10 protein-coding genes are annotated in these 12505 nt (G+C 46.8%); 8 read left to right on the forward strand and 2 right to left on the reverse strand.

What is annotated here, in order from left to right; translation table 11 throughout:
• Positions 1-26: 26 nt before the first annotated feature.
• A complete protein-coding gene (locus ACTRXD_RS20690; RefSeq protein ID WP_442433670.1) occupies positions 27-785 on the reverse strand; it encodes a hypothetical protein in 759 nt (252 codons plus the stop codon).
• Positions 786-1124: 339 nt separating this feature from the next.
• Here ACTRXD_RS20690 and ACTRXD_RS20695 point away from each other — a divergent pair, with 339 nt between their 5' ends.
• Positions 1125-1763, forward strand: coding sequence for an MBL fold metallo-hydrolase (locus ACTRXD_RS20695; RefSeq protein ID WP_442433671.1), 639 nt, complete (start codon positions 1125-1127; stop codon positions 1761-1763).
• A gap of 632 nt (positions 1764-2395) precedes the next feature.
• Positions 2396-2893, forward strand: a complete 498-nt coding sequence (locus ACTRXD_RS20700; RefSeq protein WP_442433672.1) for a hypothetical protein — start codon at positions 2396-2398, stop codon at positions 2891-2893.
• A gap of 85 nt (positions 2894-2978) precedes the next feature.
• On the opposite strand, the gene ACTRXD_RS20705 is transcribed toward ACTRXD_RS20700, so the two are convergent.
• Complete coding sequence (locus tag ACTRXD_RS20705; protein ID WP_442433673.1) at positions 2979-3311, reverse strand: hypothetical protein; 333 nt, start codon at positions 3309-3311, stop codon at positions 2979-2981.
• A gap of 222 nt (positions 3312-3533) precedes the next feature.
• On the opposite strand from ACTRXD_RS20705, the gene ACTRXD_RS20710 reads away from it, so the two are divergent.
• The 6 genes from ACTRXD_RS20710 to ACTRXD_RS20735 all read left to right on the forward strand — a co-directional run bounded on the left by ACTRXD_RS20710 (position 3534) and on the right by ACTRXD_RS20735 (position 12257).
• Positions 3534-4031, forward strand: a complete 498-nt coding sequence (locus tag ACTRXD_RS20710; protein WP_442433674.1) for a DUF192 domain-containing protein — start codon at positions 3534-3536, stop codon at positions 4029-4031.
• Positions 4032-4050: 19 nt separating this feature from the next.
• A complete protein-coding gene (locus tag ACTRXD_RS20715) occupies positions 4051-4443 on the forward strand; it encodes a Rieske (2Fe-2S) protein (protein WP_442433675.1) in 393 nt (130 codons plus the stop codon).
• 48 nt (positions 4444-4491) lie between these two features.
• Positions 4492-4806, forward strand: a complete 315-nt coding sequence (locus ACTRXD_RS20720; RefSeq protein ID WP_442433676.1) for a protease inhibitor I42 family protein — start codon at positions 4492-4494, stop codon at positions 4804-4806.
• A 13-nt stretch (positions 4807-4819) separates the two neighbouring features.
• Positions 4820-5674: an aminotransferase class IV gene (locus ACTRXD_RS20725; RefSeq protein ID WP_442433677.1), complete on the forward strand. Its 855-nt coding sequence runs from the start codon at positions 4820-4822 to the stop codon at positions 5672-5674.
• 275 nt (positions 5675-5949) lie between these two features.
• Positions 5950-10824 carry a hypothetical protein gene (locus ACTRXD_RS20730; protein ID WP_442433678.1) on the forward strand — a complete coding sequence of 1625 codons (4875 nt, stop codon included), beginning with the start codon at positions 5950-5952 and terminating at the stop codon, positions 10822-10824.
• 491 nt (positions 10825-11315) lie between these two features.
• Positions 11316-12257 carry a formylglycine-generating enzyme family protein gene (locus ACTRXD_RS20735; protein ID WP_442433679.1) on the forward strand — a complete coding sequence of 314 codons (942 nt, stop codon included), beginning with the start codon at positions 11316-11318 and terminating at the stop codon, positions 12255-12257.
• Positions 12258-12505 lie beyond the last annotated feature (248 nt).

Genomic DNA, 12505 nt, shown 5'->3' on the forward strand with positions numbered 1-12505 from the left:
ATTGAGGGTTTCTGTTTGTCAGATAATTAAAAATTCTTGGCCTGGGCTGCCGCTCCGGTAGACAGGGCTTGATGGATTTCCTGAATGAGGCGCAATTCGATGTCGGTGATTTCAGATTGCTGGGCTGAGAACATCTGCCCGTTTTTGGAAAGTTTTTCAAATTCGGCACGGACCCAGATAGTGGTATGATCGGAAGGACCTTTCTCAATCGAGAGGAGGTATTGGTTGCGAAAACCTGATAGTTCCAGCGAAGGAGGAAGAGACGTTTTGCGATCAGTAATATAGACGGCCTTTTGATCTGTTTGCATGCTGGCAAGTATTGAATAGCCATTTTTTGTGAGTGCGCCTTCTATGATTTCTGAAGCCGAGGAAAAGGGAAACTGCAACTCCTGACTTTGACCGCCAATTTGATGAAGGGTCAGTGTCTTCCTCATCTGGTCCCGTTGGCTCCTGAGCCATTTGTTTTCTCCTTCCAACTTTCGGTGTTCCTGTTCCAATGTTTTAATCCTGGCTCCATCTTTTTTGGGGCTATTCGCCAATTCAGCCATTTGAGCCTGCGCGTCTCGAAGTTGTTCCTGGTGGGTGACTTCTGCATCTCGTAGCTGAGATTCATAGGATTCTGCGGTTTTTCTAGATTCTTGATTCAGCAAGTCGATTTGTTGTTGCATAACTTTGTTTCCCTCTTGGAGGGAATGAATAACCGACTCCAGTTTGATGGCCTGCTTTTTGAGCTGGATATTTTCTTCTTCAAGCCCGGAGTTATTTTGGGGACAACCCGTCAGCATAAAGATGAGCATCCCTGCGCCAAAAAATAGGGCTTTGCTTCTTGGGCAGGGGAGAATATCTGGCCTCTGCTGGGATGTTGGGCAGAGCTGGAATGCTTGAGTTTTCACCGGCTCAGCATATCCGTGTAAGGAAGATTGTGTTGTGGTTGGATCAAATGGGTACCTTTTATTAGGTATTTTAGGCTTAAACTGTTCTTATTTCAAACTTCCATATTGAGGAGTATTTTAAAGAACGGGAATTGTCTGTAATTCCAATGGGAAATTGTGTAAATCTGCACTAAAGTAGGTGTGCTTCAAGTTTAATCCACTGCCTTTTCAGTGTCGCTTAAGGAGATCGCAATGAATCAGCTCATTCGGATAACTTTCCCCGTCCCTCCACTTTCATGTAATTGTTCGATTATCGGTGACAAAGAAACTAAGCAGGCCATTGTGGTGGACCCAGGCGGAAATCCTGAGCGCATACTCGGGGAAATTGATGCCCTGGGGTTCACCGTCACGTCAATTTTGCATACGCATGCTCATTTCGACCATTTCTTAGCCTCCGGTCATATTAAGCAAGCGACGGGGGCACCTCTGTGTTTGCATTCCCAGGATCAAGATCTTTGGGATATGCTGGAAATTCAATGCCGAATGTTCAGCATCCCATATGTGCCTGCCCCTCCGCCGGACCGCTGGATTAAAGATGAATCAGATGTGCGTGTGGGTGCCTATTCAGGAACCGTGATCCATACTCCTGGCCATACTCCCGGGTCGGTATGTTTTTTCTTTGAAAGGCAAAATCTGGTGTTTTCCGGGGACACCTTGTTTCGTGGTGGAATTGGCAGAACCGACCTGTGGGGTGGAGATGGCCAGGTAATTGAGCGATCGATTCGAGAACGCTTATACACCCTCAAAGAAAGTACACTCGTCATACCCGGACATGGGCCTGAATCATCCATTGGATGGGAGCGGGAACATAATATGTTTGTGCATGGATAATCGGTGCCGATGTAGTGGGGTTTGTCGCAGGAGAAAGTCAAGGAGACGCTATTCATCCCTTTGTATTGTTGATGCTTCTTTTGGGGCTTACTTGTAGAGTGGACATTCATCCATATTGGGCTATTAACTGTAAAAGGTGAATGGAGAAATTTGAGAATCGGTTTTAGTCCTGTTGTGCTGTAAGACTGGAAATTGTGGCCTTCTGTTTTTGATGTAATTGAAATTATCTTTCGTTCCCACAATTCCCACTGTTCGAAAAATGAATTACAAGTGCACGCAAAGTCATGCGCCGGATTCTGGGTGAGGACAAAAAGTCAATTGAGATTAAGAGGGAAATGATCTAAAAAAGTATCTTCTGTCTCAAAAACTCAGACACCATGGAAGAAAAGGCTTATAATCACAAGGAAATTATTGAAAAATGGTTGAGTAATCTTTAATTTTAAGGATTATAGAAAGCATTTTTTGTTTTTATCCGTCAGGAATTGCTAATGATAAAAACCTTCTTGCGTCGAAGAATGCCATATGCTATAACCAACCCTCTTGTTGAAACTTAAACCATGTAAATCAGAAAATTGGCTTGCGTTCTTAGGTAAAACCTTCATTATCAACAGCTTCTCATGAGGAGGTAGGCGATGCACAGAGTGCTTCTATCCGTCCTTTTAAGTGCGGTTTTCGTTGCGGTCGGTAGTACAGGCGCATTTGCGTTACAGTCCGGTGGTGTGGAAATTGGTGACCTTGAAACAGGGTCAGTCGTGGGCCAGCCGTTTACAAAATTGGACGTTGATCTTGAGTTCAATGCCATGGAAATTGGTGGAAAGAAAGTCTGGTATCCCGCGACATCCATCTTGAGTCTTGTGGCCTCTGCGACAGGTGGGAGAGCAGGAAGACCTATTTTGTTCAAAGTAACCAACAATATGGACAAAGAACATGGTTTTGAGCTTTCCGCTGATTCAGCTTTTGCCGCTCCAACGTCAATGCATATTAAGCTTGTTTTGGCACCTGGGGAAACCAAATATATCGGTATTCCCATGAGTGATCTCACGTATGTGACCTCGAACAATTTATTGAACTACAAGTGTCAATTACATGCAGCCCATTTGGGTGGACAGTTATTGATTCTGACCAAGTAGCTATTGCTTGGAAGCAATTTTGTATAAAAAAGCCCCATCCTATTCTAGAGGATGGGGCTTTTTTATATCTGAATTCGTTTATTAACTACACTTCCTCGTCACTCTGACAATCCACGTTAGCGTTTAATGGGATTTTCTGAGCCGCAAGCAGTTCTCCTTCGACAACCAATAATAAAAACCGACTCTCCGTCGGTTCATCATCCGGTAAATTTCTGACACTGGTGTTGAGATCGACAATCATTTCTTCCGGAGACTCGGTTGTGGTGTTATTAATCACCCAGAAGTAATGGCTGCCCTTGGGGTAGAGGGTAGAGACAAACCGGTCGATGGCCGCAGAAATCGATGGGTATGCAGAGGTGCTGGTAGAGGAAAAGAGGACTAGAGTAAGCGTGAGCAATAAATTTGGGAGGTAGCGCATACGAGGCCTCCATGTATGAGGTAAGATTTTTCCTTGGGGGAGATGGTGCGAAGGCTCTTTGCCTTCCTTCATTTTGGCTGAAATCATATCAACCTACATGATATCTTATCGTGGGTGTGTTATTTGAGCAAATCTCCAAAAAAATGAAAAGCGCTTCTAGGGCAAATGCTCAGGGCTTGAGGCAAAAAGGTTTTTTAGAAAAATAAGGATATATTTAGAACAATGTTATCTTTTCTGCAAGGTAAAGGGGTGCCAAGTAAAAAGCGAATTCTCTTTCTTCTGGTAATGGCGTTGTTTCTGATTTCCGGTGCCCTATTGTTTAATGCGCCGGAACAGACGCAAGTCATTAACATTAATTTTCCCAGCGGCGGGGTGTTGAAAGCGGAGGTTGCTGATACACCGGAAAAGCTTTTATTTGGATTAGCGTTTAGAAATGTTCTCCCTCCGGGTGAGGGAATGATTTATATATTTGAAAATTCCGGTCTCCACAGGGTCTGGACAAAAGAGTTTCAATTTCCTGTTGATGTGATTTGGGTTGATGAGAGCAAGATTGTCGTGCATATAGTCGAAAAGGCCCTTCCTTGCAATGAACGGCAATGCCCCTGGTATGGGCCCCCGCCTCAGGATGCACGCTACATTGTGGAAGCCAATGCTGGGTTTGTGGACCAAGCCAAAGTTCAGGTAGGGGCACAGGTCACCTTTACATTGCTAGTCTCTTAGAGATAGAGATGAACCGGCTATGAATGATCCAGATTTTGAGCGTGGTATGGACTGCAGGGTATGTGAACCACAGAGTCCAAAAGAGGGATTTGTTTATGTTGGGAAGCTGGAGGATATTCCAAAAGGAAAGGGGCGTGTATTCAAAGTCGACGGGAAAAGCGTGGCTATTTTTCGTGTAGATGATCGTTGCTTTGCTATTAATGATATCTGTCCACACCAAGGAGCCTCGTTGGGAAAGGGCCGATTGAAGGGTTTTCTGGTTTCCTGTCCGTGGCACCATCAGCAATTTGACATTCGCTCGGGATTTGGTCCAGATGGCGGAGGCTATTGTGTGGTCAACTATGATGTGGTGATTGATAAGGGAAATGTGTTTGTTTGTTTAAAAAAACGTGATTGGTTAACAGGAGAATAGTGGACTTAACAGACGGAACATGAGCCAAGTTTTAGGCAAGGTGAGTGCATGAATATAGATCAAGTTCAGGCGAAAGCAATTCAGGTTTTCCAGGCGGACACATTTATGGTGCATTTATGGGAAGATCGGACCCGTGGGGAACAATGGGTGCCAAGTTATGACCCCAAAGTGCTGGGATTAGTGGGGGATGAGTTTCTTCGAACGGTCAGTAATAATGCGGTAGATTCCGGTCGGCGATCATTTGAATTTCGGGCGTTGGAGCCCGGAACCCATCATTTGGAGTTTAGTAAAAGGATGGCATGGAAGTTTACCGCAGAAGATCGACGGATTTACAAGGTCATAGTCTCCCCTCTGTCTTCCTGAATGAAGTTAGGGCATGCCGGATATTGGGTATTTCAATGGGCTCTTTTCTCCATTGGAGGAGATTAAGGTCTCTCCGGATGATCGTGGATTCTTATTTGGGGATGGCATCTATGAAGTGATTCGTGCCTATCATGGGGTTCCTGCTTTTTGGAATGAGCATTTCAATAGGCTGGTTAGGAGTGCCCGAGAAACCCAGATCCAATTTTTTTTAGAACCACCCCAATTTCTGCGCCTCCTTCTTTCCGGTCTTCAGCAGAGTGGGTATCAGGAAGGAAAAATCTATATTCAGGTAACCAGAGGTGTCGCTCCGCGTGAGCATACTTTTCCTTCTAATGGAGAACCAACCGTCTTTTTGGCATTTCGCCAAATGGTTGGATTGCCAACTGAAGTCTTTCAGCAGGGGGTAAGTGTTATTACCCTGCCTGATACTCGATGGCACCGCTGTGATATTAAAAGCCTTAATTTGCTTCCGAATGTTCTGGCCAAGCAACAGGCCCGTGAGGCCAAGGCCTTTGAGGGGATTTTTGTGAGAGACGGACAGGTGACTGAGGGGGCTACGAGTAATATCTTTGTGGTGAAAAATGGCGTGCTTATTACTCCGGAAAGGAATCATTTAGTCCTGGCTGGTGTGACACAGCAACAGGTGGCAACGTTAGCTCAGGCAAAAGGCTTGGACGTCCAATTTCGACCAATTCCTATTTCAGAGTTCCTGCAATCTGACGAAGTCTTTCTCGTAGGCACAACAATTGAGGTTTTGCCTGTTATTCAGGTGAATGAACAACTCATACAGGATGGAAGGCCAGGCCCCATTTCCACTGATCTTCAAAAAGAGTTTTCCTCCTATGTTGCAGGGCTCACTCTGCCGTAGCTTTTTTAAATCAATTTCAAAAAGGCTAAAGTGAATTAATAGCTGTTAATTGGTGACAATTGGCCTATTTCCCACATCCATTTCTGGGATGTCATTTTTTATGGTAGTTGTGATAAATGCAATGAAATCAAACTCATATCTTTCAGACTTGACAGCCTCAATCGATTGGATTACCTTTTGCGCTTCCCAACATTTTCATGGAATATTTTTGACTGTTTGATTTGTAGAATAAGTCTTCGGTTTGTCAGCTTATTTCACCTTAAGGAGGCCGGTCCATGTTTCACATGAAATCTAGGAAAGCGATCACCACACTTTCCATTGGATTGTTAGTCGGGGGGTCCAGTTTTTTGTCAGGGGGAATCCTCCTGGCTGAAGAAAATCAGGACAAAGTTATTCATAGCACGGGGATGGTTCATCAAGAGTCACCTGAATGGGCGGAGCGTTTGAAGGGCCAGACCATTATGGAGGACACCAAGGAAGGCCGACCGAACCGAGCGGCCATGGTGGAACGCCAACATGATCGGATCATGCTGAGAATGGAAAACGAGTCTGGCGCTCAACATGCTGACCATACAGCTACCGGTTTTTACAACACGATGACCAATATGCACCAATATGGGGCTGGAGGCCAGGATTTACTTTTGGCATCTGATCGAAATGTGGAGCCTGTTGCAGCGAGTGGTGGAAATTGTCCTTCAACTGCCCCTGTCAGGGAATATGATATTTCGGCCATTAATGCCGAGATTACTCTCAATCAATGGCTTGATTACTATCCTGGCTATATGTATGTGCTGACCGAAAATATCGATAAGGTGCGGGAGGAGGAAGCCAAGAATGCTGAAGCGAGAGAGGTGGATGGCCATGGTGACCCGGGCGCGGTCACGAACGGTCTTCAGGATCAATGGATTCAACCTCTGGTGATCAGAGGAAATCAAGGAGATTGTGTGAAATTCACCCTCCGAAACCAACTTGAGTTTGGTGAAGAGGCCAGTCTTCACATCCATGGTTCGAATATGGTTATCAGCAAGACTGGGCAGCCTGCTACGACAACCAATCGCGACACGGTCGCTGAAGAGGGGGAAGTCGTAGAGATGGAATGGTACATTCATCCGGACACCCAGGAGGGCGGTCGCCAATTTCATACATTTAGTAATGATCGGGAATTGACGGTCATGGGTCTTATGGGGACATTCGTGGTTGAACCGCATGGTTCCGAATATTTGAATCCGTTGGGAAACGGAGACCCAACCCCGATGGCCAGTGGGTGGCAAGCCATAATCAAAAATGGAACGGGACCTGATTTTCGTGAGTTCGTGTTGATTTATCATGAGGTGGGTGACGAAGCGTTTCGTCCGGTAAACAAACATGGTGACTTCTTACCCCAACGGGATCCTCTCACCGATGCCTATCGGCCTGGGGCTCGAGCTCTTAATTACCGGAGTGAGCCATTTGGTATCAACAACATGCATGTGCAGCACGAATACTTCGGGTTTGAAGACGAATCTATGGGATATAGTTCTTACACCTTTGGTGATGCACCGACGACAATTCCCCGATCCTATCTTGGGGATCCTGCGAAGTTCAGGTTGGTTCATGGAGGGTCTGAGGTATTCCATTCCCACCATCCACATGGCGGGACGATCCGATGGCCAAGAAGCCCGAGGGCGATTGATCAAATGCCCATGTGGCATGCCGCGAAAAATGGCCCGGTTAAATATCCGGTTATCAGGACAAAGACCGACCGGGTTGATGTAGAAGTGATTGGGCCATCAGAAGCGTTGGATTTGGAGACGGAATGTGGATCTGGCCTATGCCAACAACTGGCGGGTGACTTCTTGTTTCACTGCCATGTCGCTCATCATTACGTTGCAGGAATGTGGGGGTATTGGCGGGTATATAACACCATGCAGACAGACGACAACCGTACGGATGTCATGCCAAACCTCAGGGAATTGCCTGATAGAAAAGGGCGGATGCAGGTGGGTGTCACTTCCGATCAATTGATTGGTAAAACCGTTGATTGGTTTGGGAAAACATTCACCATCGTGGAAAAGGGAAAGACCAATTGGAAATCGAATCCGGCGGTCGTGAATATTAAAGAATGGGTGGAAATTCAGTTACCGGCCCAAGGGAAACCCGGTCATAAAGATGACGAAAAGGGCCAAATTATTTCTTATGATGCGACGGTTTTGGATTGGGCCTGGGATGGTAATAAAGCCATGTCTGAGAAAGAAAGCACAATCGAGAACCCGAAATACCATTCGTCCACCCCAGGAAAACGGCGCCCAATTCTTTTTGAGCCAAGGACGGGGAAGGTATCATGGCCGCATTTGACTCCACATTTCGGTAAACGGGTCATGTTCCCACCCAATCACAATCCAGCCCCATGGTTGGAAATGATTCATCAGGATGAAAATGGTCTACGAACCTCCGAGCCAGCTAAGCCTGGAGAAAATGGCCGGTGGAGTTTGTGTCCGGAGAATGCCGGACGAAAATATTACAACATTCATTTCATTAATACCCCTATTGAAATGGCCGGGGCCCAGGGTAAGGAAGCTCCTGTCATTGACCCCTACGGATTGATTTACGTCCTCCATGAAGAGGAAGAGGAAGTACGAAAAAATAACGACAAAAAATTGCCGTTGGTGTTTCGTGCCAATATTTATGACTGTGTAGACTATACCCTGACCAGCGAATGGTTGGATGACGACTTTACAAATTTTCAATCTTCTAAAATCAACATTCATCCTCATTTCCTTCAATTCGATAACCAGGCATCGGATGGAGTGATTACCGGTTTTTCCTACGAACAGTCGGTCCGTCCGTTTACCATGCTGGAGAAGAAAACGAAAAAGGGCCTGCCTGTGCCCATGAATAGCGTGTTCACAGCTAAGGCCAAAAAAGGTGATTCCAGTATTAAGGTTAAAAACGCTAAGCAATATCATGTCAATACGGAATTGCTGGTCGGTGCCGATAATGTCAAAGGCAACGAGATTCGTCGCATCAAATCAATAAAAGGCGATACTATTACTTTTGTTCGACCACTGCAGCATGATCATCCCGTGGGGGATATTGTGACGGTAGAATTTGTGCGGTCACGACTGTGGGCGGATGCGGATGTGGGAACGGTGTTTTGGCATGACCATGCCTTTGGGGCCACCACATGGCCACATGGTGGATTTGGCACATTAGTGGTGGAACCGGTGGGATCAACTTATCATGATCCAAAGACCGGGAAACTGGTCAGGAGTGGTCCTATTGCGGACATCCATACAGTGGAGCCGGTCGGCTATGGTGTAGATAATAGCTTCCGGGAAATGGTTATCCAAGTGCATGATACAGTTCCGCATACGGTCAACATAGTGACCGCTGGGAATCCGCCTGGGCAGCCGGTCGAGGTAGCCTTAGAGGCGGGGAAAACGGTGTCATTTATGATGCCTGAAAAAATTCTCATGACCCCAATGCCCTTCCTCAACGGAGGGACGCATACGACGGGAAGCGGCCTCAATTTCAGGGCAGAACCCATTGCCCAACGTTTGGCTGTGAATCCCGATGCTTCAAAAATATTCAGCAGCGCTGAACACGGCGATCCCGATACGCCATTATTGCGGGCGTACCTGGGAGATACCGTGGTATTCCGTCTATTGCATACCCTCATGAATGAAACGATGACCTGGACCATTTCAGGACACACATTTTTGAGTGAGCGATATGCCGGGGATGCCAATAGGAAAAATTCCATGCATATTGGTATTGCCGAGCGATATGATTTAGTGGTTCCAAAGGCAGGCGGTCCTCGTCTGCAGCCTGGAGACTATATCCATTTTAATGGACGGTCTTCAAAATTCTCAGAGGGGGCATGGGGAATCTTACGTGTGTTGGATAAGGAGACTGCGGATCTGAAACCGCTCCCAGCAGGGTATTCAGGTCGAAATGAGATTCCAAAGCCTCTTCCTGTATGTCCCGAAGAGGCTCCGGTAAAGTCATTTAACGTGGTCGCGATGGACTTCCCAGGGATGAGTTTTAATCCTAATGCTGAGGAATCCATTGAGATCGACTTTGAAAGAACCATCGAGCTGAGAAACCCTGAGGGCAAAATCTACGTTCTTGAAGATGAAGTCACTAAAGTGGCAGGGGATTACCATCCGATGCCATTGACTATTCGGGCAAACGTGGGAGATTGCATCAAAGTGAATCTCAAAAATAAAATGAAAGAGAGCCGGGCTTCGTTCTCGGCCATTTCATTGGCCTTTAATCCGCAAGATTCTTTGGGGGCCAACGTCGGAAATAATCCAGGGGATCAAACGATTGCCCCAGGTGAATCAAAGACGTATACCTATTATGCTGATCCTTTTAACGGGGAGATTTCATCTCTGGTATGGGATTGGGGAAATGTGATGTTAAACCCGCGAAACGGCTTGTTCGGGGCAGTCATCATCGGGCCGAAAGGGTCGCAATACCGGGATCCAAAGACCGGTGCGGATATTTCCCTTAAAAATAGCTGGGAAGCGGATGTGATTGTTGATCAGACCATTCCTGGCCAAGAACACCGCCGAAATTATCGTGATGTAGCTTTACTCTTTCAAGATGAAGACAACATTATCGGTACCAGCTTTATGCCGTATGTTCAGAATGTGGCCGGGTTGACAGGGGTCAATTATCGCTCTGAACCCTATCTTCATAGAGAAGAGGCCGGTTGTACACTTGGACGCATGTTCCAACCCTGTGAGGTGGATAATCCACAAGATCCGGTTACTCCGATTATCCACGCACATGCAGGAGATCCTGTGAGGATCCATGTGTTCGGTGCCAGCAGCGAGCAAAACGGGATGTTTAGTGTGGAAAAGCATGAATGGCCGATTGAACCCTTCATGCCGGGAGCCGACGAAATCAGTGTGGTCGAATTCGCTGGTTCGGAAACGCTCGATGTGTTTATTCCGTCCGCTGGAGGGCGTGATATGCTTGCCGCAGATTATGTCTGGAATAATCAGCGCCTGCCTTACTCCCAATCGGGTCAGTGGGGTTATTTAAGGGTCCTACCTAAAAATGACCAACGGATCCTGCCTCTGGAAGGGGGCGCCAGTGATGTGAAGCAAGCTTCGATCGACGTGGTGGAGACTGGCCGGGTGTTGCCGGTGGCAGCCAAATAGCCACTTTCACCATTAAGGTTTTACGAATGGGGGATTCGCAAGAATCCCCCATTTTTTTTATTTAGGTTTATTAAAACGGACGTCTTCAGTTTTCTAAAGCCAGGTAACTCAAGTTCCATTTTGAGGAAATTTGAAAATGGCATCCGATCAATTGTTATAATATTTATATAGGAAGATTTTCTCGTATATGGAATATTCGGATAATCCATCGTACTTATCCATTTTTGAATCCTACTGACTACGGACTAAACCGGTTCAGTCCATGAGTAAAGGCAGATTGGGTGGTTGTCTCGGACGCCTTGACCTCACTGAAAGGTGAAGCTACGATTTGGTCCATTAAATGACCAAACTGAAACACAAATATTGGGGTTCCCAGGAAATGCCTTCCTCCAGAACGACACGAGGAAACCAGCGCTTGTCGTTGGGATGGTGAATTCTCCAATTTTTCCATCAGTGGCGTCTTAGTCGTCGGATTAATTTGGAGGAAGTCTATGCGCGAAAGACAAAGCAGGAAGTATCTTGTGGTAATGGGCTTGATGGTCGTCGGGTTTACCCTCACGTCCGGGATGACAGCGTGGGCACTGGACGTCTCTGACATACGGCCGGAGTGGACGGAGGAGGGCAAAAAATTGGCTTTGCAGCGGACGCAATGGCCTACCAAAGAAAAGAAAGTGGTGATTCCAGCCGGTTGGTTTACGATGGGAAGTAATAAGAAAATTGATAGGAAGGCCTACCGGCCTGAGATGCCTCAACGCCAGGTGTATCTGGATGCTTTTGAGATTGATGCCTATGAAGTCACGGCTTTGGAATATTTGCGTTTTGTCGTGGACACGGGCCGTCCTCCATTGCCGGATTGGAAATTTGACGGGGGAAACTTTCAGGAGAGTATGGCCCATCATCCCGTGATGCATGTCACCTGGTATGAAGCTGCTGCCTATTGCCGGTGGGCCGGCAAGCGGCTCCCTACGGAAGCAGAATGGGAAAAAGCGGCCAGGGGAACGGATGGACGAATTTATCCGTGGGGAAATACGCCGGCAGGTCTGACGCGGGCCAATTTTGGGAGATCGGGCATATCCGGTCCGGTCCGTGATCGTCCCGAGCGGTTGCTTCTTTATCCACCTATTATCTCTGTTGATAAGTATGAAATCGGTATCAGTCCCTATAACGTGTTCCAGATGGCAGGGAATGTCGCAGAATGGGTGAACGATTGGTACGATCCGGACTATTATCGGACGGCTCCGGACCGGAATCCTCAAGGCCCGTCTACCGGTGAACATCGGGTATTTCGTGGAGGTGGCTGGATGGACAGTACTCCGACCGTACGGACCGCCCAGCGCAATGGAACCGCTCCTGAGACACAGGCCAACTGGCTGGGCTTTCGGTGTGCTGCTGGATTGAAAGATGATCTTACCCATTCGATCCCGACTCCTTGAATGTAAGAAGTGGATGTATTCTTGTTTCTGAGCTGGCTTTCATTCCTTCTCACACAATTATTGATTCTTGTAAAACCTTTTCTCCCGGACATGTGGACTGTGCGAGTTTCAAAGGGTTTGAGTTAGCAAAAGGCTGAGAGTTGAAATTCCGATGACCCAAATGTGGTAGGGTGACATGAGAAGAGTGGTTTCATACAAGAAGAATACTCCATCTCTTTTGTGTTGTTCGGATAAACCTTTTAAAGGCT

The organism is Nitrospira sp. T9, from assembly GCF_052156535.1.
Lineage (GTDB): Bacteria > Nitrospirota > Nitrospiria > Nitrospirales > UBA8639 > Nitrospira_E.

Excerpts from the sequence above, each read along its gene's own strand:
- ACTRXD_RS20690 (WP_442433670.1), bottom strand. The coding sequence starts at position 785 with ATGCTGACGGGTTGTCCCCAAAATAACTCCGGGCTTGAAGAAGAAAAT.
- ACTRXD_RS20695 (WP_442433671.1), top strand. The coding sequence starts at position 1,125 with ATGAATCAGCTCATTCGGATAACTTTCCCCGTCCCTCCACTTTCATGT.
- ACTRXD_RS20700 (WP_442433672.1), top strand. The coding sequence starts at position 2,396 with ATGCACAGAGTGCTTCTATCCGTCCTTTTAAGTGCGGTTTTCGTTGCG.
- ACTRXD_RS20705 (WP_442433673.1), bottom strand. The coding sequence starts at position 3,311 with ATGCGCTACCTCCCAAATTTATTGCTCACGCTTACTCTAGTCCTCTTT.
- ACTRXD_RS20710 (WP_442433674.1), top strand. The coding sequence starts at position 3,534 with ATGTTATCTTTTCTGCAAGGTAAAGGGGTGCCAAGTAAAAAGCGAATT.
- ACTRXD_RS20715 (WP_442433675.1), top strand. The coding sequence starts at position 4,051 with ATGAATGATCCAGATTTTGAGCGTGGTATGGACTGCAGGGTATGTGAA.
- ACTRXD_RS20720 (WP_442433676.1), top strand. The coding sequence starts at position 4,492 with ATGAATATAGATCAAGTTCAGGCGAAAGCAATTCAGGTTTTCCAGGCG.
- ACTRXD_RS20725 (WP_442433677.1), top strand. The coding sequence starts at position 4,820 with ATGCCGGATATTGGGTATTTCAATGGGCTCTTTTCTCCATTGGAGGAG.
- ACTRXD_RS20730 (WP_442433678.1), top strand. The coding sequence starts at position 5,950 with ATGTTTCACATGAAATCTAGGAAAGCGATCACCACACTTTCCATTGGA.
- ACTRXD_RS20735 (WP_442433679.1), top strand. The coding sequence starts at position 11,316 with ATGCGCGAAAGACAAAGCAGGAAGTATCTTGTGGTAATGGGCTTGATG.